This window comes from Pseudomonas sp. RIT-PI-a (assembly GCF_001187875.1).
In the GTDB taxonomy this organism is placed as follows: Bacteria; Pseudomonadota; Gammaproteobacteria; order Pseudomonadales; family Pseudomonadaceae; genus Aquipseudomonas; species Aquipseudomonas coleopterorum.
The window spans coordinates 80765-105698 of the sequence record NZ_LGIR01000019.1; the positions used below are offsets into that span (position 1 = coordinate 80765).

The 24934-nt window shown below is 63.0% G+C and carries 29 protein-coding genes; 10 read left to right on the plus strand and 19 right to left on the minus strand.

Annotated features, from left to right (window positions below; translation table 11 throughout):
* Positions 1–16: 16 nt before the first annotated feature.
* On the plus strand, positions 17–727 hold the full coding sequence (locus AC788_RS14095; RefSeq protein ID WP_049861218.1) for an OmpA family protein: 711 nt from the start codon (positions 17–19) through the stop codon (positions 725–727).
* A gap of 54 nt (positions 728–781) precedes the next feature.
* Here AC788_RS14095 and AC788_RS14100 read toward each other — a convergent pair whose 3' ends face one another.
* Positions 782–1675: an acyltransferase gene (locus AC788_RS14100; protein WP_236690525.1), complete on the minus strand. Its 894-nt coding sequence runs from the start codon at positions 1673–1675 to the stop codon at positions 782–784.
* Between the two features lie 10 nt (positions 1676–1685).
* The gene (gene pta / locus AC788_RS14105; RefSeq protein ID WP_049861220.1) at positions 1686–3782 is read right to left on the minus strand and encodes a phosphate acetyltransferase; all 2097 of its coding nucleotides are present in this window, start codon (positions 3780–3782) and stop codon (positions 1686–1688) included.
* A gap of 226 nt (positions 3783–4008) precedes the next feature.
* Here pta and AC788_RS14110 point away from each other — a divergent pair, with 226 nt between their 5' ends.
* Complete coding sequence (locus AC788_RS14110) at positions 4009–4494, plus strand: FKBP-type peptidyl-prolyl cis-trans isomerase (RefSeq protein WP_049861221.1); 486 nt, start codon at positions 4009–4011, stop codon at positions 4492–4494.
* A gap of 148 nt (positions 4495–4642) precedes the next feature.
* On the opposite strand, the gene AC788_RS14115 is transcribed toward AC788_RS14110, so the two are convergent.
* A complete protein-coding gene (locus AC788_RS14115; protein ID WP_049861222.1) occupies positions 4643–5827 on the minus strand; it encodes a glycosyltransferase family 4 protein in 1185 nt (394 codons plus the stop codon).
* Between the two features lie 105 nt (positions 5828–5932).
* On the minus strand, positions 5933–6661 hold the full coding sequence (gene cysZ, locus AC788_RS14120; protein WP_049861223.1) for a sulfate transporter CysZ: 729 nt from the start codon (positions 6659–6661) through the stop codon (positions 5933–5935).
* A 318-nt stretch (positions 6662–6979) separates the two neighbouring features.
* Between cysZ and trxB the strand changes: the two genes are divergently transcribed.
* Complete coding sequence (trxB, locus tag AC788_RS14125) at positions 6980–7942, plus strand: thioredoxin-disulfide reductase (protein WP_049861224.1); 963 nt, start codon at positions 6980–6982, stop codon at positions 7940–7942.
* Between the two features lie 191 nt (positions 7943–8133).
* Here trxB and AC788_RS14130 read toward each other — a convergent pair whose 3' ends face one another.
* The 5 genes from AC788_RS14130 to AC788_RS14150 form a co-directional block, all read right to left on the minus strand.
* Complete coding sequence (locus tag AC788_RS14130) at positions 8134–8475, minus strand: HopJ type III effector protein (protein ID WP_049861225.1); 342 nt, start codon at positions 8473–8475, stop codon at positions 8134–8136.
* A complete protein-coding gene (locus tag AC788_RS14135) occupies positions 8468–8764 on the minus strand; it encodes a DUF1244 domain-containing protein (RefSeq protein ID WP_049861226.1) in 297 nt (98 codons plus the stop codon). The genes AC788_RS14130 and AC788_RS14135 overlap by 8 nt, the downstream gene beginning before the upstream one ends.
* 27 nt (positions 8765–8791) lie before the next feature.
* Positions 8792–9163, minus strand: a complete 372-nt coding sequence (folX, locus tag AC788_RS14140) for a dihydroneopterin triphosphate 2'-epimerase (protein ID WP_049861227.1) — start codon at positions 9161–9163, stop codon at positions 8792–8794.
* 59 nt (positions 9164–9222) lie between these two features.
* Positions 9223–9924 carry a dihydromonapterin reductase gene (folM, locus tag AC788_RS14145; RefSeq protein ID WP_049861228.1) on the minus strand — a complete coding sequence of 234 codons (702 nt, stop codon included), beginning with the start codon at positions 9922–9924 and terminating at the stop codon, positions 9223–9225.
* 67 nt (positions 9925–9991) lie between these two features.
* Complete coding sequence (locus AC788_RS14150; protein WP_049861229.1) at positions 9992–10558, minus strand: antibiotic biosynthesis monooxygenase; 567 nt, start codon at positions 10556–10558, stop codon at positions 9992–9994.
* A gap of 206 nt (positions 10559–10764) precedes the next feature.
* Here AC788_RS14150 and AC788_RS14155 point away from each other — a divergent pair, with 206 nt between their 5' ends.
* Complete coding sequence (locus tag AC788_RS14155; RefSeq protein ID WP_049861230.1) at positions 10765–11712, plus strand: MerR family transcriptional regulator; 948 nt, start codon at positions 10765–10767, stop codon at positions 11710–11712.
* 11 nt (positions 11713–11723) lie between these two features.
* Here the strand turns inward: AC788_RS14155 and AC788_RS14160 are convergent, their stop codons facing one another.
* Together AC788_RS14160 and AC788_RS14165 are read right to left on the minus strand one after the other, a co-directional pair.
* Positions 11724–12329, minus strand: a complete 606-nt coding sequence (locus AC788_RS14160) for a PilZ domain-containing protein (protein ID WP_049861231.1) — start codon at positions 12327–12329, stop codon at positions 11724–11726.
* A gap of 57 nt (positions 12330–12386) precedes the next feature.
* Positions 12387–12854 (minus strand): PAS domain-containing protein, encoded by a 468-nt coding sequence (locus AC788_RS14165; protein ID WP_049861232.1) that lies wholly within the window; start codon positions 12852–12854, stop codon positions 12387–12389.
* Positions 12855–12989: 135 nt separating this feature from the next.
* On the opposite strand from AC788_RS14165, the gene AC788_RS14170 reads away from it, so the two are divergent.
* Positions 12990–13442: a flavodoxin gene (locus AC788_RS14170; RefSeq protein ID WP_049861233.1), complete on the plus strand. Its 453-nt coding sequence runs from the start codon at positions 12990–12992 to the stop codon at positions 13440–13442.
* 3 nt (positions 13443–13445) lie between these two features.
* Here the strand turns inward: AC788_RS14170 and AC788_RS14175 are convergent, their stop codons facing one another.
* Positions 13446–13721: a YebG family protein gene (locus AC788_RS14175; RefSeq protein ID WP_049861234.1), complete on the minus strand. Its 276-nt coding sequence runs from the start codon at positions 13719–13721 to the stop codon at positions 13446–13448.
* A gap of 227 nt (positions 13722–13948) precedes the next feature.
* Here AC788_RS14175 and AC788_RS14180 point away from each other — a divergent pair, with 227 nt between their 5' ends.
* On the plus strand, positions 13949–14389 hold the full coding sequence (locus AC788_RS14180; protein ID WP_049861235.1) for a phosphate-starvation-inducible protein PsiE: 441 nt from the start codon (positions 13949–13951) through the stop codon (positions 14387–14389).
* Positions 14390–14405: 16 nt separating this feature from the next.
* Here AC788_RS14180 and AC788_RS14185 read toward each other — a convergent pair whose 3' ends face one another.
* The 5 genes from AC788_RS14185 to AC788_RS14205 form a co-directional block, all read right to left on the minus strand.
* Positions 14406–14741 (minus strand): DUF3509 domain-containing protein, encoded by a 336-nt coding sequence (locus tag AC788_RS14185; RefSeq protein ID WP_049861236.1) that lies wholly within the window; start codon positions 14739–14741, stop codon positions 14406–14408.
* A 219-nt stretch (positions 14742–14960) separates the two neighbouring features.
* Entirely contained in the window at positions 14961–15371 is a 411-nt protein-coding gene (locus tag AC788_RS14190) for an HPF/RaiA family ribosome-associated protein (protein WP_049861237.1), read from the minus strand.
* 239 nt (positions 15372–15610) lie between these two features.
* Complete coding sequence (gene fecA, locus AC788_RS14195; protein WP_049861238.1) at positions 15611–17971, minus strand: TonB-dependent Fe(3+) dicitrate receptor FecA; 2361 nt, start codon at positions 17969–17971, stop codon at positions 15611–15613.
* A gap of 105 nt (positions 17972–18076) precedes the next feature.
* Positions 18077–18985 carry a FecR domain-containing protein gene (locus AC788_RS14200; protein WP_236690526.1) on the minus strand — a complete coding sequence of 303 codons (909 nt, stop codon included), beginning with the start codon at positions 18983–18985 and terminating at the stop codon, positions 18077–18079.
* Positions 18986–19026: 41 nt separating this feature from the next.
* On the minus strand, positions 19027–19521 hold the full coding sequence (locus tag AC788_RS14205) for a sigma-70 family RNA polymerase sigma factor (protein WP_049861326.1): 495 nt from the start codon (positions 19519–19521) through the stop codon (positions 19027–19029).
* Positions 19522–19741: 220 nt separating this feature from the next.
* Here AC788_RS14205 and AC788_RS14210 point away from each other — a divergent pair, with 220 nt between their 5' ends.
* The 3 genes from AC788_RS14210 to AC788_RS14220 are packed head-to-tail and all read left to right on the plus strand — an operon-like array spanning position 19742 to position 21950.
* Positions 19742–20047: a DUF3649 domain-containing protein gene (locus tag AC788_RS14210; RefSeq protein ID WP_049861240.1), complete on the plus strand. Its 306-nt coding sequence runs from the start codon at positions 19742–19744 to the stop codon at positions 20045–20047.
* Positions 20044–21624: a PepSY-associated TM helix domain-containing protein gene (locus tag AC788_RS14215; protein WP_049861241.1), complete on the plus strand. Its 1581-nt coding sequence runs from the start codon at positions 20044–20046 to the stop codon at positions 21622–21624. The genes AC788_RS14210 and AC788_RS14215 overlap by 4 nt, the downstream gene beginning before the upstream one ends.
* A complete protein-coding gene (locus tag AC788_RS14220; protein ID WP_049861242.1) occupies positions 21624–21950 on the plus strand; it encodes a DUF3325 domain-containing protein in 327 nt (108 codons plus the stop codon). The genes AC788_RS14215 and AC788_RS14220 overlap by 1 nt, the downstream gene beginning before the upstream one ends.
* A 35-nt stretch (positions 21951–21985) precedes the next feature.
* On the opposite strand, the gene AC788_RS14225 is transcribed toward AC788_RS14220, so the two are convergent.
* Positions 21986–22858, minus strand: a complete 873-nt coding sequence (locus AC788_RS14225) for a helix-turn-helix domain-containing protein (protein ID WP_049861327.1) — start codon at positions 22856–22858, stop codon at positions 21986–21988.
* Positions 22859–22992: 134 nt separating this feature from the next.
* Between AC788_RS14225 and AC788_RS14230 the strand changes: the two genes are divergently transcribed.
* Entirely contained in the window at positions 22993–23940 is a 948-nt protein-coding gene (locus AC788_RS14230; RefSeq protein WP_049861328.1) for a DMT family transporter, read from the plus strand.
* Here AC788_RS14230 and AC788_RS14235 read toward each other — a convergent pair.
* Positions 23930–24904, minus strand: coding sequence for a 2-hydroxyacid dehydrogenase (locus tag AC788_RS14235; RefSeq protein WP_049861243.1), 975 nt, complete (start codon positions 24902–24904; stop codon positions 23930–23932). The two genes, AC788_RS14230 and AC788_RS14235, sit on opposite strands and share 11 nt — an antisense overlap.
* Positions 24905–24934 lie beyond the last annotated feature (30 nt).

Here is a 24934-nt window from a genome sequence, read left to right on the forward strand (position 1 = left end):
GTAGTAGGAGTTGCCCATGTTTACCTCGCGTCGCTTGATCACTGCCGCCGCTGCCATCGCCCTGTTGTCCGGGTGCGCGTCGCAGAATCCGTATGAAAACCAGGGCCAGGCCCAGGGTTCGTCGGGCATCAGCAAAACCGCTAAGTATGGCGGGCTGGGTGCACTGGCCGGCGCCGTGGCCGGTGCCGCCATCGACCACAACAACCGTGGCAAGGGCGCGCTGATCGGCGCTGCCGTGGCCGGCGCCGCTTCGGCAGGCTATGGCTACTATGCCGACCGCCAGGAAGCCGCGCTGCGTGAAAGCATGGCCAACACCGGTGTGGAAGTGCAGCGCCAGGGCGATCAGATCAAGCTGATCATGCCGGGCAACATCACCTTCGCCACCGACTCGTCGAACATCTCCAGCAGCTTCTACACCCCGCTGAACAACCTGGGCAATTCGTTCAAGCAGTTCAACGAGAACAACATCGAGATCGTCGGCTACACCGACAGCACCGGCGGCCGTCAGCACAACATGGACCTGTCGCTGCAGCGCGCCCAGGCGGTCAGCAACTACCTGACTGCGCAGGGCGTGGATGGCTCGCGCCTGTCGGTACGCGGCGCAGGTCCCGACCAGCCGATCGCCAGCAACGCCGACGCCAACGGCCGTGCCCAGAACCGCCGTGTCGAAGTCAACCTCAAGCCGATTCCCGGCCAGCAGTACTCGCAGCCGGCCCAGCAGCAGTAATCACTGCAAGGCTTGCAAAAATCCCGCTCTGGCAGCGGGATTTTTTATGGGCGATCAGTCTTTCTCAGGCTGCTCCAGCTTGAGTCGCTCCAGCGTTGCGTCCTTCTGTGTCCACAGCGTATTCACCCAGCTCTGAAACAGCGCACGGTACGTCTCGTCCTGGTCATAGCTGTGGCCGATGAATTGCTCGGGGATCGGCAGTTCCTCGAACAGCACGTGGATTTCGCCCACTCGGCCGCACAGCAGGTCCCAGAATCCGGGTGCGCCCTGTGGGTAGTAGATCGTCACGTTGACCATCGACTGCAACTGCTCGCCCATGGCATCGAGCACGAAGGCGATGCCTCCAGCCTTGGGCTTGAGCAGGTGGCGAAACGGTGAGGCCTGCTGGGCATGTTTGGTCCGAGTGAAGCGGGTGCCTTCGGCGAAGTTGAAGATGGCGGTCGGCTTGCCGCGGAAGCGGGCGCAGGCGCGGCGGGTGGTGAGCAGGTCTTCGCCCTTCTTCTCCGGATGCTTGGCCAGATAGGCCTTGGAATAGCGCTTCATGAACGGGAAACCGAGCGCCCACCAGGCCAGGCCGATGACAGGTACCCAGATCAGCTCGCGCTTGAGAAAGAACTTCAGTGGCCGGATGCGTCGGTTGAGCACGTATTGCAGGACCAGGATATCCACCCAGCTCTGGTGGTTGCTGGTCACCAGGTAGGAATGCTGGTAGTCCAGCCCCTGCAAGCCCTCGACCTTCCAGCCAATGCCGCCGAGCAGGTTCATCCAGGCCTTGTTGTTGCTGATCCAGGCTTCGTGGATGTGGCGCATCAGTTCATCGGTCAGGCGCTGCGCCGCCGCGAAGGGCAGGCACAGCTTGATCAGGCTGACGATGAACAGCGGCGTGCAGCAAACGATGGTGTTAAGGGCCAGCAGCAGGGCGGCGCACAGCCCGGTAAGAATCTGCAAGATGATGTTCCTAGAGGTCGAGGGTGCGGTTGGCCTGGATGGCGGTCAGGGCAATGGTGTAGACGATGTCGTCGACCTGGGCGCCACGCGGCAGGTCGTTGACCGGTTTGCGCAGCCCTTGCAGCATCGGCCCCAGGCTGACGCAATCGGCACTGCGCTGGACCGCCTTGTGGGTGGTGTTGCCGGTGTTCAGGTCGGGAAACACGAACACCGTCGCCCGGCCAGCGACCTGGCTGTCCGGAGCCAGCTGGCGTGCGACGTTTTCGTTGGCGGCGGCGTCGTATTGCAGCGGGCCGTCGATCAACAGATCACGCTGGGCCTCCTGCGCCAGCTGGGTCGCCTCGCGGACTTTCTCCACTTCTTCGCCGCTGGCCGAGTTGCCGCTGGAATAACTGATCATCGCTACCCGCGCGGCGATCCCGAACGCTTCGGCCGAGTCGGCGCTTTGCAGGGCGATTTCCGCCAGTTCGGCAGCGCTGGGGTGGGGGTTCATCACACAGTCGCCATATACCAGCACCTGATCGGGAAACAGCATGAAGAACACCGACGACACCAGGCTGCAGCCCGGTGCGGTTTTGATCAACTGCAGAGCCGGGCGGATGGTGTTGGCGGTGGAATGGAGAATGCCCGAGACCAGACCGTCGACTTCATCCAGAGCCAGCATCATGGTGCCGATCACCACGTTGTCTTCCAGCTGCTGCTCGGCCATGGGCGCATTGAGGCTCTTGCTCTTGCGCAGCGCCACCATCGGCTCCACGTAGCGACCGCGAATCAGGTCGGGGTCGAGGATCTCCAGCCCTTCAGGCAGCTCGATGCCCTGGGCACTGGCGACCGCCTGCACGTCGGCGGGCTTGGCCAGCAGCACGCAGCGGGCAATGCCGCGGGTCTGGCAGATGGCCGCTGCCTGGATGGTCAACGGATCGTGGCCTTCGGGCAGGACGATGCGCTTGTCGGCCTGCTGCGCGCGCTGGATCAGCTGATACCGGAACACGGCCGGTGACAGCCGCAGCTCCCGTGGCGTGCCGCAGCGCTGGTGCAGCCACTGGGCATCCAGGTGGCCGGCAACGAAATCGGTGATGATCTCCGCGCGCTCGCGGTCATCGATGGGGATCTCCTTGTTCAGCTGGTTCAGGCGCGTGGCGGTGTCGTAGGAACCGGTGCTCACCGACAGCACCGGCAAACCGGCCTGCAGGGCGCCCCGGCACAGTTCGAGGATGCGTGGGTCGGGCAGGGTGTCGCTGGTCAGCAGCAGCCCGGCCAAAGGCATGCCGTTCATGGCCGCCAGGCTCACGGCCAGGATGATGTCGTCACGATCGCCTGGGGTCACCACGAGAACGCCCGGCTTGAGCAACTGCACGGTATTGAGCACGGTCCTGGCGCAGATGATGATCTTGTTCATCCGCCGCTGCTCGTAGTCACCGGCGTTGATCACCTGGGCGCCGAGCAGTTCGGCCACGTCACGGGTGCGCGGCGCGTTCAGGTCGGCCTGGTAGGGGATGCAGCCGAGCAGGCGAAAATCACCGCTACGCAGCAGGGGCGAGTGCTCCTTGAGGCGCGCGGCGAACGCCTCCATGCCTTCATCGGTACGCACCTTGTTGAGGATGACGCCCAGAACCTTCGGGTCGCGTGGGCCGCCGAACAACTGCGCCTGCAACTCGACCCGGCCGGAGAGCTCGGCAAGCACCTCGTTTTCGGCACTCGACACCAGCACCACATCGGCATCCAGGCTTTTCGCCAGGTGCTGGTTGACCCTGGCGGCATAACTGGCGTTGCGGGTCGGCACCATGCCTTCGACGATGACCACGTCGTTGCCGGCGCAGGCTTGCTGATAAAGCGTCAGGATCTCTTCGAGCAGCTCGTCGAGCTGGCCATCGCCCAGCATGCGCTCGACGTGGGCCAGGCCCAAGGGCTTGGGCGGCTGCAGGCCATGGGTGCGGGCAACCAGCTCGGTCGAGCGTTCCGGGCCCAGGTCGCCGGGGTGTGGCTGAGCGATGGGCTTGAGAAAACCGACCTTCAGGCCGGCGCGTTCCAGGGTCCTTACCAGCCCCAGGCTGATGGAGGTCAGGCCTACGCCAAAGTCAGTCGGCGCGATGAAGAAAGTTTGCATGCGAGCTTCTCGGGTGAGCTTTGGGCTGCACGCTACAAGCTTCACGCCACGGCCCGCAAGTAGAAACGAATCGCGCCGTGCACAGTCATAATTTCATGGCGTGTGCCAAGACCCTCACGGGCTGGGCACATTGCTTCGGGTCATCCACTGGCCGAGTGGGTTCGCTTTCAAGCCAACCCTTGGTTACACTTGGTCGTTCTACATTCTTATGCAAAAGGTCTTCCTCATGCTGATCGCCGCCAACAAGGCTGTCTCCATCGAATACACCCTGACCAACGACGCTGGTGAGGTTATCGACAGCTCCGCCGGCGGCGCGCCGCTGGTTTATCTGCAGGGCGCTGGCAACATCATTCCTGGCCTGGAAAAGGCTCTGGAAGGCAAGCAGGTCGGCGACGACCTGGACGTGGCGATCGAGCCCGAAGATGCCTACGGCGAGTACGCGGCCGAACTGGTCAGCACCTTGTCGCGCAGCATGTTCGAAGGCGTCGACGAGCTGGAAGTGGGCATGCAGTTCCACGCTTCCGCACCCGATGGCCAGATGCAGATCGTGACCATTCGCGACCTGGACGGCGACGACGTCACCGTCGACGGCAACCACCCGCTGGCCGGTCAGCGCCTGCACTTCAAGGTCAAGGTCGTCGACATCCGCGACGCCAGCCAGGAAGAAGTCGCGCACGGCCACGTGCACGGCGAAGGTGGTCACCACCATTGATCTGAGCAGGGTGCTCTTAGGAGCTATCAGGCGCAGATGCAAACAGGGGGCACGTCAGCGACGTGCCCCCTGTTTTTTTTGGCCCCTTGTAGGAGCGGTCATCGGCCGCGAAGGGTCAACGCGGTCTGGCTGACACGCAGCGTACGGTTCAGCCCCGGGGACTCGTTACAGTCCTTGCAAAGCTTGCCGAAGGTATCGGCGCGCAGGCGCTCGTCAGCTGTTGCTCGAACTGCTCGACGATCGCACCCCAACCCTGAAGTCGGGCATGTCGCCGCGCGTTGAGGCGGACCCTGCGCAGGTTCTCTTCGTCTTCCAGCAACCAGCCAGCGGCTTCCAGAAAGGCCGCCTCATCACCAGGCATGGCCAGCGCGCCGCTGTGGCCGTGGCGAATGTGCTGCGCTGCCGCAGCTTCATCGTAGGCCACCACGGCCAGCCCCGATGCCTGCGCTTCCAGCACCACATTGCCGAAAGTCTCGGTGAGGCTGGGAAACACGAAGATGTCGCCACTGGCGTAATGCTCCGCCAGCGCTTCGCCACGCAACGCCCCACAGAAAATCGCCTCGGGTACCTGCCGCTGCAGATCGCTGCGCCGAGTGCCATCGCCGATCACGATCAGCCTGATAAGTCGCTGCGGATGCTGCGCCTGCAGGTAGGCAAGCGTGCGCGCGAGCAGGTCCAGGTTCTTCTCCTGCGCAAGACGTCCGACATAGAGCACAGCAAGGTCGCCCTCGCTCAGGCCCCAGCGATGGCGCAGGGCCGTGCTCCGCCGCCGAGGATGAAACAGCTGGCTGTCGACGCCGCGCGCCAGCAGATGCAAACGCTCGAAGCCGCGCCGCTGCAACTCCAGACGTTGGCTGGTGCAGGGCACCAGGGTCATGCAGGTGCGACGGTGAAACCAGCGCAGATAATGGGTCACCAGACGTGCCAGCAGCCCCAGCCCGCAGTGCGCGGCGTATTGCTGAAAGTTGGTGTGGAAACCGCTGACCACCGGAACTCCCAACCGTCGGGCGGCACGCAGCGCGCTCAAGCCCAACGGCCCGGGCGTCGCGACATACACCACATCGGGCCGCCTTGACCGCCAGCGCCGCACCAGCCGCCCCATGGACGACTCGCCCCACTGCAGCCCAGGGTAGCCAGGAATCGGCCAGCCGCGACACAGCATCACATCCTCGTCCGGCGCACTGTCCTGCACTTGCCGTGGCCGCACCACATGCACATGGTGTCCACGGCCGCGCAATCCCTGACACAAATGATCGAGCGTGCTGGCAAGCCCGTTGATCTCGGGGGTGAAGGTTTCGGTGATGAGGGTGATATGGAGTGGGAGCGCTGTCATTCAGACAGTTTCGGGGACTTGTATTGCGTTGGTGTGGCGCATTCGTGAGGAATTCATGACGCCATCGCCAGCGGTGCGAGCCGTGATCGGTCGCACCGCAAAGACTCACCCCCGCTCACGCACCCAGAACAACGTCGCCCCTGCCACCGCGGCCGGCATCATCAGGACGTTGACCCCCGGAATCAGCAGCGCCAGGTACACGATGCCGCCGAAACTCAGGCTGCGCCAGCGCTTCTGGCGTAGCCAGGCGAGCATGTCCTGCCAGCTCATCTTGTGGTTGTCGGCGGGGTAGTCGATGTATTGGATCGCCATCATCCACACACCGAACAGTAGCCACAGTGGCGCGGCGATGATGTTCAGCATGGGGATGAACGACAGGACGAACAGTGCCAGCGCACGGGGCAGGAAATACCCGAGCTTGCGGGCTTCGCGGGCCAGTGTGCGCGGAATCATCTCGAGCAGCTCGGCCCAGCGAAAGGGCGGGAATTCATCCTTGCCCCGCGCCACCACCTCGACCTTTTCCGACAGGAACCCGTTGAACGGGGCGGCGATGATATTGGCCAGCGTGGTGAAGCTGAAAAACACCATGAACGCCACCAGCACGGCGAACAGCGGCCAGAGGATGAAGCTGAGGAAGCCCAGCCAGTGCGGTAGGCTCTGGATCAAGTGATCGACCCAACCGCTGAACAGGTGCCCAGCGAAGTAGATCAAGCCCACGAACAACACCAGGTTGATGCCCAGTGGCAGCAGCACGAACAAACGCAGCCCGGGAGACAAGACCATTTTCAGGCCTTCGCGCAGGTATTGCGGGCCGGACAGTGCAGGGACAGGCATGGACAACTCCAGGACAATGAAAACGTGCTGACAGTACCGGCTTTGCACGGGCGCGGGAACCACGGCAATGGCTGGTAACAACCTGACGCGATCCTCGCCAGTCGAAGATGTCCGCATAGAAGAGGGCTATGGATCGGATTGCCAAAGGGTATTTCCCTAATCGGGCCTACGTCGTTAAGCTTGGCGCATTCGATTTTCAACCCTTCCTTTTGAAGTTTACGGGCTGGCGGCATTGAACCTTCCCCAAGGTGTCTTGCCAGTCCTTTTTATTCCAGCCGTACCGGATCGGCTTCAACGTCCGGCAGTCAGGAGTTAGTCATGTCTCAAGTTCGTCATTCCCGCGTGATCATCCTGGGTTCCGGCCCTGCCGGTTACAGCGCCGCTGTCTACGCTGCCCGCGCCAACCTCAAGCCGTTGCTGATCACCGGCATGCAGGCAGGCGGCCAGCTGACCACCACGACTGAAGTCGACAACTGGCCGGGCGACCCCCATGGTCTGACCGGGCCGGCACTGATGGAGCGCATGCGCGAGCATGCCGAGCGTTTCGAAACCGAGATCGTCTTCGATAACATCAACGCCGTTGATTTCGCTGCCAAGCCGTTCACCCTGACCGGCGACAGCGCGACCTACACCTGCGATGCGCTGATCATCGCCACTGGCGCCAGCGCACGCTACCTGGGCCTGCCGTCGGAAGAAGCGTTCATGGGCAAGGGCGTTTCGGCCTGCGCGACCTGCGATGGCTTCTTCTACCGCAACCGCGAAGTTGCGGTGGTCGGCGGCGGCAACACTGCGGTCGAGGAAGCCCTGTACCTGGCCAACATCGCCAGCAAGGTCACCTTGGTGCATCGTCGCGATACCTTCCGTGCCGAGAAGATCCTGATCGACAAGCTGCATGCCCGCGTGGCGGAAGGCAAGATCGAGCTCAAGCTCAACGCCACGCTGGAAGAAGTGCTGGGCGACAACATGGGTGTGACCGGTGCGCGTCTGCGCAACAACGACGGCATTGCCGAAGAGCTGAAAGTCGATGGCGTGTTCATCGCCATCGGCCATACGCCGAACACCTCGCTGTTCGAAGGCCAGTTGGCCCTCAAGGACGGCTACATGGTGGTGCAGGGTGGCCGTGAAGGCAACGCGACTGCCACCAGCGTCGAGGGTGTATTCGCGGCCGGTGACGTGGCAGACCATGTATACCGTCAGGCAATTACTTCAGCCGGTGCTGGCTGCATGGCGGCGCTGGATGTGGAGCGCTATCTGGATGGGCTGGCCAACGCTTCGTTCTAAGCTGAAACCGCGGCGCGGCTTTCGCGGGTAGAACCCGCTCCCACAGTGGACCGCATCGCCTCTGGCAGTTGTTTCTAGCTACAAAGGGTGATGGACCGAGCCCTGTGGGAGCGGGTTCTACCCGCGAAGAGGCCCTTGAGCCAAACACAAAAAAACCGACCTTGCGAGGTCGGTTTTTTCATGCCTGTCGATCAGCCCAGGCGTGCCAACGGCAGTTCGGAGAACGTCACCCCTGCCAGGCCATGCTCGATCAGGTTGCGGATATTGCCGTGATCGCTCCCGTCGGGCGTCGCCACCACCGAGCGGTAGTGTTCGCCGAACGCCAGCAATGCCTCTTCATCGCTCAGCCCTTCCAGCAGGGCCAGGCCCAACGTCTTGCACGAGCCTTCATTCTGGCCGGCCGCATTGTCCAAAGCACCGTTGCGGAAGCCCTGCGGTGTATAGGCATAGTGCTCGGCGACGAACGCCAGTGTCGTTGCGAACTGATGTTCGCCGCTGGCCAGGCTGGTGCGCAGCGCTTTCACATCATGCATTGGGCGTCCCCTTGGCGAAGGCCGCCTGCTGTTCGGCGCTGGCTTCCTGCTGGTACTGAGCCTTCCACTGCGCGTACGGCATGCCATAGACCACTTCGCGGGCCTCGTCCAGGCTGACTTCGACCTGCTGCTCGTCGGCTGCGGCCTTGTACCATTTGGACAGACAGTTGCGGCAGAACCCGGCCAGGTTCATCAGGTCGATGTTCTGCACATCCTTGCGCTCGTCCAGGTGCTTGACCAGACGGCGGAAGGCTGCGGCCTCCAGTTCCAGACGTTGCTGTTCGTTCATGTCGCTCTCCAGCTGGGCGGCAACCGGTCAACGGCTGCCAGCGAGGGTAATCGAAACCGATTCGGCGAAGCGCAGCGCATGGGGCTTGTCGACTTCCACTTCGGCGTAGCGCACGGCGGTGTTCTGCATGACCAGGTCGAGAATTTCCTGGGTCAGGCGTTCGAGCAGGGCGAAACGATTGCCCTCCACGTGCTGAATCACCGCCTTGGTGATGGTGCGGTAGTTCAGGGCGTGCTCGATATCGTTGTCGCGCACCGCTTCGAGTGCCGGGTACAGGACGGTGAGGTTGATCAGCACGTCCTGTTTGTTGACGATTTCGTCTTCGTTGATACCGATGAAGGTGCGCAAGCGCAGGTCCTTGACCCGGATACGTGCCATTCCTGGCTGCAATGGTGCCATCGTTGTGTGCTCCGCAGAATGTTCGGGGTCAGCGCCGTGTCCGGGCTGGCAGGCAGGCGCTATTTTACGTGCCTGCCGCCGTTGACGGTCAAGGTGGTGCCCGTGACGTAGGGGTTTTCCAGCAGGTAGCGCAGGCTCTGGTAGATGACCTCGGCACCGGGCTCGATGCCCAGCGCCGATTTGGCCAGCGACTTGTAGCGATAGTCGGCGTCGTCGTCCGGGTTGAACAGGATCAGCGCCGGGGCAATGCCATTGACCTTGATCGCCGGGGCGAAGCGCGCGGCGAACGACAGGGTCAGGTTGTCCAGGCCCGCCTTGCTGGCGCAATAGGCCATGTGCTTGGCGCTGCCCTTGCGCGTCACGTCGTCGCTGATGTGGACGATGTCGGCCGGGCTGGAGGCGCGCAGCAGGTCGGCGCAGTGCAGGTTGATCAGGTAGGGCGCCAGCATGTGCACGTTGACCATCTGTTGGAACGCAGCCGCCTCGTCTCCCGCACTGTCCGCGATCCAGGCCGACGCGTTGTGGACGATGGCGCGCAGCTGCGAAGTCTGCGCCTTGAGCGCATCGATGAACGCTAGAATACCAGCCTCGCTACCGAAGTCGGCATGGATGGTGACCGCCCCCATCTCGCGCAGATGAGCGACGGTTTCGCGCTCCTGACGGTAGCTGATGATGACTGGCTGACCTTCGCCCAACAGGCGTTCGGCGCAGTGCAGGCCGATGCGCTGGCTCGCACCGGTGATGAGGATCGGGTGGGGCATGTGGCGGGCTCTTCGTCGGCAGGTTGCTGCGCTGATTTATACCACAAAGCGCAGCAGGGCCGGCCGATCAGGCCACTTTGGCCTTGGGCAGCGGGGCGCGGGCTGGGGTGGCGTGCAACCAGTTGCGCAGCAGGCGCGTGGACAAGGGAATGAAGAAGAACACCATGATTGGGGTCAGAGCCAGGGTGCTGAGCATGATTCTGGGCACCAGGCTGATCTCGTTCAGCACGTGGCCGAACAGGAAGTTGAAGATCAGCGACACCGGAAAGAACGCCAGCCAGATGGCCACGGCCTGTTTCCAGCGCGGTGGACGCTGCAGGCCGCTGTCGCCGAACCAGCCTTCGGTGCCGCTGACGCGGTGCACATGGGGTTGGGCGAACAGGTCGCTGCCACGGCCCAGCCACGAACGACGGGAAGCCGAATGCTCCCAGGCATGCAAGGTGGTTTCATCGGCGAAGCGGAAGATGATCTGGAATTCGTCGTCGCCTGGCGCGGGTGCCAGAACGCCTGAACCCAGGTAGCCCGGAAAGTCGGTGGCAAGCTGTTCGCCTTCGTGCAGCCAGGCGATCAGGTCCTGATATTTTCCATCGGCCACGCGGCGCGCGACCATCAAGGTAACGGGGGAGGTAGACATTGTGTATCTCCAGACAGTCTGGTGCTCCGGGTAGGAGCCTCCATCGAATGCAGCGCCGGGGTGGTGGGCTGCATTTGAAATCAAGCAAGTATTATTCCCGAAAACGGTCGGTTGCACATCTACCGTCCGTTGGTTCATCCGCAAACCTCTATGTACCCACAGCGGTTACACTGTCGGTTCATGTTCCTGGCAGCGGTTGACTAGCAATGAGCGAATCCGGCACCCGATTGCCTGGCGTGCAAGATGCAGCGCTGGACGAGCTGTACCCCATTCGCGAGGTGGCGCGACTGACCGGAATCAATCCCGTCACGTTGCGTGCCTGGGAGCGTCGCTATGGCTTGGTGCAGCCAACACGCACCGAAAGCGGGCACCGTTTGTACTCGTTGGCCGATATCGAGGAGGTGCGCAGCATCCTGGGCTGGATCGAGCGCGGGGTGGCGGTGAGCAAGGTCGGCAAGATTCTCGCCCGTACCCAGCAGACCGAAGCACCACCGCCCAGCGCCCGCGACGAGCCGGGTGAATGGCAGCAGTGGCAGGAACGGGTCCGCCAATGCGTGCGCGAATTCGCCGAACCCAGGCTCGATCAGGTCTATGGTCAGGTGTTTTCCAGTTACCCGCTGGCCGTGGCCTTCGAGCAGGTGCTGATGCCGGTATGGCAGGAACTGCTCGTGCACCAGGGCCACTTCGGCCAGGCCAGCGAATGGATCTTCCTCGATACATTCCTGCGTGCGCGCACGCTGCAACGCCTGCGCCTGACTGCCGATCAAGGACAGGACAGCCGCGTGGTGCTGGTGGCCATACCCGATCAGTGCCGCGAACTCGAGCTTCAGGTGACTGGCCTGCTATTAAGCGGACCGCAAGTGGACGTGCAGTTTCTGGGCTTGGGCCAGCCGCTCGAAGAGCTGAGCCTGGTCTGCGAAAAACTCGCCCCACAGGCGCTCGTGCTGTTCTCCAACCGCCCGCCGGCGCCGGCGCTGATCCGGCAGTTGAAGCGATTGAACAACGCCTTGAGTTGCCCGCTGCTATTGGCCGGTGAGCTGTCCGAGACGGTTCAGGAAAGCCTTCAGTCTCCGGAAATCGTGTGTCTGGGCAGCGATGGGCGCCTGATGCAGCGGCGTCTGCAGCAGTACTTGGCGGGCCATCTGGACAGCTGATTGGATCGGCGTCAGCTATGAAGTTGCGGATGCACCAGACGGTGCTGCTGCAGGATGAACTGACGCAGCGATTCGATCGCCCGGGCGTCGCTCTGGCTGAGGCGGTAGGCGAACAGGCCGTGCTCGGCCTCGCGAATCATCGAGCCGCGCAACGGAATCGGCGCGTAGCCTTCAGGCGTGAACCACAGCTGGAACCTGGCCGGCGCCTTGGCCCCCTGGCGGGCCTCGAGCAGGGCACCCTTGAAGGAAATGTCGCGAACCCAGAAGTCGCTGTCACGTCCTTCGCCATCGCGCAGCACGATAGGTTCGGTCAGACTCAACCGCCATGGACGCAGCATCGGCCCGTCTTCATAGATACTCGGCGCCCCCAGTTCCAGATGGGCCGCCTGAAAATCGTCCTCCACGATCTGCAGCGGAAAACTGATCTGCTGATTCTCCAGGTGCGCCTCGATGGTGACCTGCTCATGGGAGGCCAGGCGCATCAGCAGCTCGCGCACCTGTGGCCCACCCTTCACCGAAACATTGAGAAGGGTATCGCGCACGTTGAGCTGCGGATTGGCCTGCATGGCCCGCAGGAAATCCAGCTCGTCCTGGGTCAGCAATACATCAGGCGGCATGGCGCACGCTCGCGGTGAATGAAAATTCGATGAAGCCTCGAAAAATGTTCATCGTCGTCACACTGGACTCGAAGGGGCAGAAGTTTCGAGTTCGGCGACGCGTCGTTGCAGCGCTGCAACCTGCTGTTCCAGTTCGACGATACGCTGCTGCGCCGCGACCTCGCGGCTGACATCCTTCTGGATCCCGATGTAGTACATCAGTTGGTCACTTTCGTTATGGACCGGCGTGATCGACAGCTCATTCCAGAAACAGCTGCCGTCCTTGCGATGGTTGCGCAGCACCTCGCGGCACGCCACGCCCTGATCGATCGCCTCGCGCACGCGCCGACGGGCCGGCTGGTCACGATCGTCACCCTGCAACAACCGGCAGTCCTGGTAGAGCATTTCCAGCGAGCTATAGCCGGTCATGCGTTCAAAGGCCGGATTGACGTAGATGAGGATATTGTCCTCGCCTTCCTGTTCGGCGACGACGATGCCGTCGTTCGACGCATCGATCACCCGTTGCAGCAGCTTTGCATTGATCATGTGAGAGGTTCCCTACCGTACAGCCTAGTCTAATTCATACAGGCCGCAGGAGGAGGACCAGAGCGCGAGATCTTGCCTTTCAATGCGCGAACGGGCTGTTAAGATCATGCCTTTGAATGGTTCGAGACAGTCATCATGAAAGTTGCCATCCTCAGCGGTTCGGTCTATGGCGCGGCCGAGGACGTCGCTCGGCATGCCGAACAGCTGCTCAAGCGACAGGATATCCAAGCCTGGCACAACCCCAGAGCCACTGTGCAGGAGATTCTGGCGTTCGCACCCCAGGCGCTGCTGGCGGTGACATCGACCACTGGAATGGGGGAACTGCCGGACAACATCATGCCGCTGTACGCTCAGCTGCGCGACCAGCTGCCGGCGGCATTGCGCGGATTGCCCGGTGGCGTCATTGCACTGGGCGACTCCAGCTACGACCTCTATTGCGGCGGTGGCGAGCAGATGCGCGAGCTGTTCGCCGAACTGGGCATCCATGAAGTGCAGGGGATGCTGCGCCTGGATGCCAGCGAAACCGTCAACCCGGAAGCCGACGCAGAACCCTGGCTGGCGCAGTTCGTGGAAGCGCTGCGCAGCTGACCATCAGTCCTGCTCTGCGCTGTCGGCCGTGGCCGTGAGCAGCTCATTCAATGCATCGGGCTGGCTCTTGAACGCCTTGGCGAAGATGTCGCGGTTTTTCGCCATGTAGATCCCGGCGTCTTCGACCTGCTTGTCGTCGAGCGACGGCACGGCTTTCTTCAGGACGTCTGCGAGCAGCTCGGCCAGCTCGAGCATTTTGTCGTGACGATCGGCTTCAGCTTTGTCCATAAACAGGCGCTCCAGATCTCGGCTGCTGCGGTATACCACTTCGACGGCCATTGACCACCTCATATGCCTAGGGGAATTTGGTTCAGTACAACTACTGTTCGTTTATACAGTGTAAAGCATAAGGCAAATTTCTGCGCTTGAACAGCCGTGCCGACGAGGTGCCCTGCGACAGTCTGGCTGCTTCTCATCAGCCGGGGCTGGCCCTTATGCTGCATGCGCTAAACGAGCATAGGCGCTCGGGCGCCGCTCTCAATCGGTTCGCATAAGGAACACAGGCAATGAAATGGGCTGAAAAGCTTCGAGGGAGCCTGCACGCTCAGGCCGATTCGCTGGGCAATCTGTGCGTGGAGTCCTTCCACTACCTGGCACTGTTCGGGATCGGTGCCATCACCGCCTGGGCGGCCGTCAGTGCTTTTCTGGGAATGGTGGAGAAGGGCAGCGTAAGCGTGGATGACATCCTGTTGCTGTTCATCTACCTGGAGCTGGGTGCGATGGTGGGGATCTATTTCAAGACCAACCACATGCCTATCCGCTTTCTGCTGTATGTGGCCATCACCGCCCTGACACGCCTGCTGATCGGCGATGTCTCGCACCATAACGCACCGGATGTGGGCATCATCTACCTGTGCGGCGGCATCCTGCTCCTGGCGTTCGCCATCCTGGTGGTGCGCTACGCCTCGTCGCGCTATCCGTCGGTGAAAGAGAAATCGGACAGCTAGGCCGAACAACGGTCTATCAGAGGCTGGCGGACACCGGTGCGGTCTGCGTGGTGGCAGCGTGCAGGGCCGGCTTGCCGCCCAGCTTTTCGACGTTGCCGGCATCGGTCATTGCCGCCAGCATCTGCATGGCGCTGCCGCCTTGCTCGATGGCCATGCCGAACTTGATGCTTTCGATCAAGCGGCGCATGCGCTTGGGGTCGTTGCGCTGCTCGGCGGTGATCATCCGCTTGGCGGCGACACCTCGCTCGTTGGACAGGGTCAGCATGATGCTGCCATCCAGGCGCTGGATGCTCAAATTGACGCGGTATTCGGGCTGGAACGCGTCGCTCAGGGCTTGGAATGGATTATCCATGAGGTACTACCTGTCATAGTCGAGCTTTGTTAATGGACTGGACGATTAGTTGCTGGTTCCAGACCGCTGGTCGGCTTCATACTTCATCCTTTGCTATATGTAACCGCTGTTTACTTCGCTGCCATTCGATGTAGCAATCGCCGTGCCCGGATCGTGAAACTTATTTACAGACAATAAAAAAGGCGAGCTCGTGGCTCGCCTTTTTTCGTAGGGCAGGACTCAGGACTTGCTGTTGAGCACCTGCTCGTTTTCCAGAAACTCCTCTTCGAGCAGCGCCTCGTTCGGGCCGTCGGGGATGGTGTGCGTGTTGGCTGCACGCTTATTGCGCAGCCTGCCGAACAAATGCTCCAAGGCATGGCTGAGCTTCTCGGCAGCGCCGTCGATCGCCAGCTCCAGCGTTTCTGCCTTGTGGGTCACGGAGATGGGCTGATGCCCCTTTGGACGTGCTTCCATCTGGCAGCGCATGTCGTCAGGGCCGGATTTCTGGCCATTTTCGTCGGCCAGATGGACCTCCACGCGGGTGAGGTCTTCCTGGTAATGCTCGACTGCGCCTTCCACTACGGTGCGTACCCACTCCTGCAGGCGGGCGTCGCCTTGAATATGGTTATCGCTATTGACCTGGATCTGCATAGTTCATCCCTTATTCGGCTTTCTCGCTTGAGATTCGATGACTGATTATCATCGCCTCTTGAAGTACAAGGTCAGGGAGTTGAAGAAACAATTCAACCCCTTGATGAAGATAAATATTCAGTAACTTTTCCGAACTTTTCATGAAATAAGTGCGAAGCCTGATATTTCTGGTCCTGCGGACACCGCCCGCGTCCCGCTGTAGCAGGGGATGCACCTGCTGCAGGAGCTGGCCGACGGCGTCAGAAGGCGACCGAGGTCTGCACGTACACCGTGCGTGGTTCGCCCACGTATTTGCCCTTGTTGTTGTCGTCGAAGGAGCGGGTGTAGTACTGGTGGTTGAAGATGTTCTTCACACCCACCGCCACGTTGAGGTCGGACAGCTGCGGCCCGAAATCGTAGCCGGCGCGGGTGCTGAAGAGCATGTAGCCGGGAATGCGTCCGGTGCTGCCATCGGCGCTTTCGGCCTGGGTGTTGGCGTTGTCGGCGAACTGGCTGCTCTGGTAGGTGCTGTCCAGGTCGAGCTTCCAGGGGCCTTGGGTGTAACCAACGCCCAGGGTGCCCTTGTGGCGTGAGGAAAACGGTACGCGGTTACCCTTGTTCGGCCCATCTTCGCGGATGGTCGCATCCACGAACGCATAGCTGGCGTGGACGTCGAAGCCGGCCAGGGCCGGGCTCAAGTCGTCCAGGGCGTAATTGATGCTGGTCTCGATGCCCTGATGCCGGGTTTCGCCACGCGCGATCACGGTGTCGTTGGTCTGGTTGCTGTCGTACTGGTTATCGAAGTTGATCAGGAATGCGCCGATTTCCGCACGCAGGTTGCCGTTGTCATAGCGTGTCCCCAGCTCCCAGGTGCGGGCCTTTTCCGGTTTCACTTCGCCGCCGGTCACGCGGTTGGGCATCTGGCTGTATTGCACGCTGCCGAACGAGCCTTCGGTGTTGGCGTACAGGTTCCAGTTTTCGTTGACGTGGTAGAGCACGTTCAGCGCCGGCAGGGCGGTGGTGTAGTCGCCCTGGTATTTGACGTTGCTCAGGTTGTTGGTCTGCTGCGAATCGATCATCTCGTAGCGGATGCCCGGTGTGAACGTCCAGCGGCCGATGTCGATACGATCGTCGATGTAGAGGGCGTGAGCCTGGGTGCCGCCGCGGGTGTCGCGGTCGTTGCGGCTGTCGGTGCTCGGCAGTTGCTGGTTGGCGCTGATCGGTGTGCGGTAGCGCAACTCGTGGCCCGCCTCGCTGATGTAGCGGTAGCCCACGCTCATCTCGTGCTGGGTCTGGCCCAGATCGAAGCCTTGGGAGAAACGTGTTTCCACACCCCGTACCCAATACTCGCGAGGCGACAGCGAGAGGAAATTGCCCTGGTCCAGGTAGCCACTGCGCAGGGTCTTGGTGAAGAAGGTGTTGGCGGTGAACTCGCGGCGATCTTCCTGATAGCGATAGCCGAAATTGACCATGGTGCGCCGGCCCCAGAACTTGTCGTAGCGGCGCGTCGACTGGTAAGGGTCGGCCTTGTAGTCGGCCGCGCTGAGGCCGCCGGGCATGTCGGCTTCACCTTCGTAGTACTGGGCCTCGGCATTGAGGCTGTTGGCTTCGTCGATCTGGTACTTGCCCTTGAGGATCAGGTCGTCGATCTGGGTATCGCTGTGTTCGCGCCAGTCACTGCCGCGCACGCCGGAGTAGAGGAGGGCGCCGCCCAAGCCGTTGTCGGCGGTGCCACCTGCCAACAGGTTGCCCGTGGTCTTCAAGCCGTCCTGGCTCGACGAGGGGCTGCCCTGGGTCTGGAAACCCCCTTTCACGGTCGGAGCATCGGGAATGGCACGGGTCACGAAGTTAACGATGCCACCGACGTTCTGCGGGCCATAGCGCACGGCGCCGCCACCGCGGACCACGTCGACGGCGTCCATGTTGCCCATGCTGACCGGTGCGAACGACAGCTGCGGCTGGCCATAGGGCGCAAACGGCACCGGGATGCCGTCCATCAACACCGTGGAGCGGGTCGCCAGCCGTGGGTTGAGTCCACGGATGCCGAAGTTCATCGCCATGTCATGGCTGCCCGTGCCGTTGTTCTGCGGCGCGTTGACCCCCGGTATGCGGTTGAGAACCTCACGCGCGCTGGTGGCACCGGTGCGTTCGAAGTCTTCGCGACGCACGACGTCGCGCGCGCCGGGGTGTTCGAAGACGTTGGTCTGCTCGGCGGCGCCGAGCCAGTCGCCCACCACGCTCGAGGCGCCCAGCTCGACGGCGGCACCGGGACTGCCGGGTTGTGCCAGTGAGGCGGGCTCCAGGCTGTAGGCACCGTCACCCAGAGCGCGCGCCTGCAGGCCCGTGCCTTCGAGCAGCACCGCCAGTCCCTGTTCCACGGTGTACGCGCCTTGCAGGCCAGGGCTGGGCTGGTCTGCCAGGGTGGTCGAGCCGAACGAAATCAGTACGCCGGCCTGACGGCCGAACTGGGTGACTGCGCTTTCGACCGAGGCGGGCGCGATCTGGTATTCGCGAGTGGTGCCATCGGCGGCCACGGCGTGCGGCAGTTGAGCAACGCTCACGGCAGTGCCGAGCAACAGGCAGCGCAGGGCGCGGGCGAGCGGGGTGGGCAGGTTGGACATGCGGCGTTTCCAGGCAGAATGTTGGGAGAGTTACCCTGTCTGTCACGCGACCAAGGCAAAACGGCTCACGAAAGATGTAAAAAACTTTCGGCAGCGTACGGGTGACTAGACGCGGGCTTGCACCGTGACCCAATAGCGGGTGAAACGGCGGACTTTCACCGGCAATGCGGCCTCCAGCGAATCGAGAATCTTCTCGGTGTCGCCCAGGGGGAAACTGCCCGACAGCAACAGGTTGGCCACCGACGTGTCGCAGTCCAACTGGCCACGGCGATAGCGGCCCACTTCGGTCAGGAAGTCGCCCAGGCGCATGTGCGCGGCGATCAGCATGCCGTCGACCCACGCACCGCTGTTGGCGTCCAGTGGCCGCGCGGCAGTGAAACGCTGGCGATCGAACTCGACCTGCTGGCCGCCGGCCAGGCGCAGCGGACCGTCCTGCAACCCTGTGGGCTGAATGGCGAGCGCACCACGCAAGGCCTGCACCTGGGTGCTGCCCGGCAACTGGCGAACGTTGACCTGCGCGCGGTCAGCGGTCACCAGCCCCTGATCGGTGCTGATGCGCAGGGGCCGTGCATCGGCCCCTGCGGTGAGCATGATTTCGCCTTCGAGCAGGCGGATCAAGCGCTGACCTGCGTCGAAGCGTACGTCCACCGCGCTGGTGGTGTTGAGGTTGATTCGGCTGCCGTCGTCCAACTGCAACTGGCGACGCTGGCCCAGCGGGCTGCGATAGTCGGCCACCAGCGGCGGCAGCCAATGCTGTTGACGCAGGGCCAAGGTGGTTGCCCCAGCCATCCCGAGCAGGAGGAGCGTCTTGAGTGCGCGCCGACGGCCTGGCGAGTAGGGCGAGCCCACGGTGGCCTGCGCCAAGGGACCGGGCAGGCCGGCAAATTGTTGATTGACCTTTTGGATGTGCTCCCAGGCGCGGCGGTGTTCGCCGTCGGCGTGCAGCCATCGCTGCCACGCCTGCTGCTGCCGCGGGTCGAGCGCCCCCTCCTGCAGTTCAAGCCACCATTGCACGGCCTGCTCGGCCACGTGTGGGGAAAACGTGCGCGCCTCGTTCACAGTGCGAAGTAGCAGCGCATGGCTGCCTTGTGCAGGTAGCGCTTGACCGTGGCCAGGGAAATGCCGAGTTCGTCGGCGATGTCCTGGTAGCCCAGGCCATCGACCTGCGCCAGCAGAAAGGCGCGCTTGACCAGCACCGGCAGGCCATCGAGGAGTGCATCCAGCTCCAGCAGGGTCTGCAGGATGATCGCTCGGTGCTCTTCGCTGGGCGCGAGCGGCTCTGGCATCTGGCTCAGGGCTTCCAGATAGGCACGCTCCAGATCCTGACGGCGGTAGTGATTGAACAGCACACGCTTGGCGACTGTAGTGAGAAAGGCGCGGGGCTCGCGGATGGGAGCGATTTCACGCGCACTCAACAGGCGCATGAAGGTGTCCTGGGCAAGGTCGGCGGCATTGTCCGGACAGCCCAGGCGGCTGCGCAGCCATTCGGTCAGCCAGCGGCGATGAACGAGGTAGAGGCCCTCGACCGATTGCGAGGCAGGGGAAGTCACAGCGGTCACCGCGAACACTCCGGCGCCATGGGGTGCGCAGCAGAATAAGAATTGTTCGTATCTTACGGGTGTACCCGTAGTTGGGCAAGCCAGCACGCACCGCACGGGTCCGGAAAAGCGTTGCAATGCACGATAAATGCCAGTGATCTTTGCACATGAGAATATTTATCATTATTATCAGCGCGATTGCGCGATGCATCCGTACGTTCGAAGGTCATTCATGAGAAGCAGAATCGGCGGGGTGTCGACCTCGTATCGTTGGGCCGTGGCCTCCCGTGTCTTGGCTGCCGTCTTTGGCGGCTATGTCCTGGCGGCCCTGGCGAGCGTGTGCATCGCCTGGCTGTTGCCCATGGCGCGCGGCGAAGCCGTGGTCAGTGCCATGATGCTGTCGTTCCTGGTGTACCTGGTGGCCGTGCTCTGGTGCTTCGCCTCGCACAGCGCCAGCCGGGCCTGGATCGGCCTGGCCAAGCCAGGTCTCGTCCTGGCCGCGCTGGCAGCGCTTCTGCACTGGCAGCATCTGCCGTGAGAGAGGGCTTTCGCCAGGCGATGGCGTGGCTGCATACCTGGGCGGGGCTGGTGTTCGGCTGGTTGCTGTTCGCCATTTTCCTCACCGGAACCCTGTCCTATTTCAAGGACGAGATCAGCCACTGGGCCCAGCCCGAAGTGCCGGTGCGAGCGGTCGATGCCCGTGCCAGCCTGGCGCAGGCGCAGGCCTACCTGCAGGCCAACGCCGGGCAGTCGCCACGCTGGTTCATCAGCCTGCCGGATGCCCGCGAGCCTGCGCTCTCGGTCATGTGGCAGGATCCGAACAAGAGCGGGCGCGGTGCCTTCACCCGTCATACGCTGGACGCGCAGACCGGCCAGCGCGTCGAGGCACGCGACAGCCGCGGCGGCGACTTCTTCTACCGCTTCCACTACCAACTGCAGATGGGCTACCCCTGGGGGCGCTGGCTGAGTAGCCTGGCGGCGATGGTCATGCTGGTGACGCTGGTCACCGGGATCATCACCCACAAGAAGATCTTCAAGGAGTTCTTCACCTTTCGCCCCGGCAAGGGCGCGCGTTCCTGGCTCGACGGGCACAACGCAATCGGCGTGCTGGTGCTGCCCTTTCACCTGATGATCACCTACAGCAGCCTGGTGATCTTCATGACCATGCTCATGCCAGCGAGCATCGTCAGCCGCTACGATGGCGATACCCAGGCGTTCTTCAACGAAATCTATCCCGGCAATCAGCGGTTGGCCGCCGCCGGGCAGCCCGCGCCGCTGGTGGATCTGGGCGTGCTGTACGAGCGTGCTTCGCAGCAATGGCCTGGAGGCCGGATCGGCCGCGTCGCTGTGCAACTGCCGGGCGATGCCAATGCCCAGGTCCAATTCAGTCGTCATGAGGGTGATACCGTGAGCCGTGACGCGGGTGCGGCGATCACCTTCGCCGGCGCCACGGGCGCGGTGCTTGAACTGCCGCGCGACGGCGCCACGCCGATGGTGGTGGCGGGCACCTTCTATGGCTTGCACATGGGCCTGTTCGCCGGGCCCGTGTTGCGCTGGCTGTATTTCTTCTGCGGCCTGGGCAGTACGTTGCTGATCGGCACGGGGCTGGTCATGTGGTTGGGCAAGCGTCAGCTCAAGCACGCCCGTAGCGGTGTGCGGCCCTTCGAACTACGCCTTGTGGAAGTGTTGAACGTCGCCAGCATGGCGGGACTGGTGTTGGCGGTCGCAGGTTTCCTGTGGGCCAACCGGCTGCTACCGGCGACCTATCCGGAGCGTGCCGGTATCGAGGTCGACAGCTTCTTCATCGTTTGGCTGCTGAGCATCGTGCATGCCGCTGTGCGCAGTGGCAGCAAGGCGTGGATCGAGCAATTGGGCCTGGCGGCCATTGCCTTGGCAGGGTTGCCGTTGTTGAGCTTGGTGACCACCGACCATGGCCTGCCGACGTCCATCGCTGCGGGCGACTGGGTACTGGCCGGCGTCGATCTCAGTGCCCTGGGGTGCGGTCTGGTGCTGGCCTGGGTGGTCATGAAGATCCGGCGTCGCACAGCCCTGGCAGCATTGCCGATCGCACGCGCGGCCCGTACGCGTGCGTCCACGCCCAGCGAGGTGCACTGATGTTGGCAGCAGGCCTGCTCAGCTATGCCGGTTTCAGTGCCTTGTGCCTGGCCATGGAGCGCCATCACCAGGAAATGCTCGGGCGTCGGCCCAGCCCGTCGCGCAAGGTGCAGCTGCGGGTTGCGGGTTGGGCGCTGCTGGCTCTGTCGCTGTGGGTCTCGGTGCTCAGCGCTGGCTGGGCGATGGGGCTGGTGCGCTGGACGGCGGTGTTGATGGGCAGCGCGGTGTTTCTGGTGTGGTTGCTGCCGTACCGGCCCCGCTGGGCGCTGGTACTGGCAGCCGCGGGCCTTTTGCTCGGGCTGCTGGCGGCTGCGGCACGCTGGTAGCGTCCGCTGTTCGACACCGCGTTTTGGCGCTGCCGTCAGGTAAAGGCCAGGCGATACTCGCCCGGCGACACCCCGCCTGCCTGGCGAAATCGGTTGCTGAAATGGCTGGCACTGGCGAAGCCACAGGCCAGCCCCACCTCACCCAATGGCAGCGGCGTCTGGCGCAGCAGCGAGCGGGCACGAGCAATCCGCCTAGCCAACACGTACTGATGCGGCGGCAAGCCGAAGCTGGTGCGAAACATCCGCGCGAAGTGGTACTCGGACAAGCTGCACAAGGCCGCCAGTTGGCCCAGGCTCAGCGGCTCGGCCAGCTGCGCTTCGATGAAGTCACGCAGCAGGCGCCGCTGATGAGGTGCCAGTCCACCCTTGAGCCGTAGCTGCGGGCGCGCGGACACTTGGCTGAGCAGGGCATGGGCGAGCATTTCATGGGCCAAGGTGCTGGTCAGCACACGCTCGCCCGGCTCGGTCCAGTTGAGCGCGATCAAGCGTGCAAAACGCTGCGCCTGCGCCGGATCTTCCAGGAACGTGTTCTCCCGCAGCTGCATTTCCCGCGGTTCGCGGTCCAGCAGGGTCACGCAGCCCAGCGCGAACTGTTCTGCGCTGAAATACAGATGGGCGAGACGAATGTCGCCGTTGATGACCCACGCCGACTCATGTCCGGCGGGCAGAATGCACTGCTTGCCGGGCGCGCCTTTCTCCCACGGTCGATCGCGGCGAAAGGTGCCCGTGCCGCCGCCGATGTAGCAGGACAAGGTGTGATGGGTCGGCGCCTGATATTCCTGGGCGTCGTGGTGGTTGCGCCACAACGCGGCTACCATCGAATCGCCCAGCTCGGCGCTGTGCTCAAGGCGCGCGTGGCGCGAGTTGTGTAGCGCCTGAAACACTTGCAGGTTCAGCAAAGCCGTCATGATCGATACCCCCGTGCCCATGGTACTGCGTCGCGCACGGGCCGCCAGTACGGTGACGGAAAAAGCGCAAGTTCGTGCAAGCCGTCAGCGGCCGCCGCTCGGACAATGCGCCTCTGACCCAGGAGGGCATCGCCATGAATCTTTCGCTGTATCTGCTTACCGTCTTGATCTGGGGAACGACCTGGATTGCGCTCAAGCTGCAACTGGGCGTGGTCGAGATTCCCGTATCCATCGTCTACCGCTTCGGCCTGGCCGCACTGGTGCTGTTCGCGATCCTGCTGGCCACGCGGCGGCTGCAAGTGATGAACCGCCGTGGCCATCTCATCTGCGTGGCGCAGGGGTTGTGCCTGTTCTGCGTGAATTTCATGTGTTTTCTCACCGCCAGCCAATGGATCCCGACCGGGCTGCTGGCGGTGGTGTTTTCCACGGCCAGCTTATGGAATGCGCTCAACGCACGGATCTTTTTCGGCCAGCGGATCACCCCTAACGTCATCGGTGCAGGGGCTTTGGGCTTTCTCGGTCTGGGTCTGTTGTTCTGGCCCGAGCTCTCGGCTCACGACGCCAGCCCGCAGACCTTGCTTGGCCTGGGGTTGGGGCTGTTGGGTACGCTGTGTTTCTCGGCGGGCAACATGCTCTCCAGCGTGCAGCAGAAGGCCGGGCTGCGGCCCTTGACCACCAACGCCTGGGGCATGCTGTATGGCGCTCTGCTGCTCACCGGCTATTGTCTGTTGCGAGGCACGCCTTTCGGCATGGAGTGGAGCCTGCGCTACGTCGGCTCGCTGCTGTACCTGGTGATACCCGGTTCGGTGATCGGCTTCACGGCCTACCTGACCCTGGTAGGGCGCATGGGCGCCGACCGCGCCGCCTACTGCACGGTGCTGTTCCCCGTGGTGGCGTTGAATGTCTCGGCGTATGCGGAAGGCTATCAATGGACCGCGCAGGCGCTCGGTGGGCTGGTGCTGGTGATGCTGGGCAACGTGCTGGTGTTCCGCAAGGGCAGCAGACCTGCGACGCCTGCGCCGATGGCGACGCAGGGCGCTCAGGTTCACGGTACCCAGGTACGGGTACGGACTAGCCCTTGAAGGTCTGCGGATTGACCAGGTCCTGAGGGCGCTTGCCGAGCAAGGCGGCAGTCAGGTTGTCGATGGCGCGATACGCCATGGAGTCACGAGTCTGCGCCGTGGCCGAGCCGATATGCGGCAGCGTCACGACGTTGCCGAGCTCGAACAAGGGCGATTCGGCCAGGGGTTCCTTCTCGTAGACATCCAGGCCGGCGCCGCGCAGGGTGCCTTCGCGCAGGGCCTGCACCAGCGCCGCTTCATCGACCACCGGTCCGCGAGAGATGTTCACCAGAATGGCGCTCTTCTTCATCTGCGCCAGCTCGGCGGCACCGATCATGTGCCGGGTCTTGTCGCTGAGTGGCACCACCAGGCAGACGAAATCGGCTTCGGCCAGCAGTTGCTCGAGGCTGCGAAACTGCGCGTTCAGCTCCTGTTCGAGGTCGGGCTTGCGGCTGTTGCCGCTGTACAGGATGGGCATGTCGAAGCCGAGGTGGCCGCGGCGCGCCACGGCAGCGCCGATATTACCCAGGCCGACGATGCCCAGGGTCTTGCCGTATACATCGGTGCCGAACAGGTCGGCACCGACACTGGCTTTCCAGTTGCCGGCCTTGGTCCAGGCATCCAGTTCGGCCACGCGTCGCGCGCTGCTCATGATCAGCGCAAAGGCCAGGTCGGCCGTGCTCTGGGTCAGCACGTCGGGCGTATTGGTGAGCATGATGCCGCGTTCGTTGAAGTAGCCGACGTCGTAGTTGTCGTAACCCACCGAAACGCTGGAGACCACTTCGAGCAGGGCGGCATCGGCGAGTTGCTTGCGGCCCAGCGGCCGACCGGCGCCGATCAGGCCATGGGCCTTGGGCAGGGCTTCGTTGAATTGGGCGGCGATGTCACCGGCCTTGGGATTGGGCACGATGACGTCGAAATGGGCTTCGAGCCGCTCGACCATGGCGGGAGAAATGCGGCTGAACGCGAGGACGGTTTTTTTCATTGGGGTTGTGCTCGTCGGGAGGTGAATGTG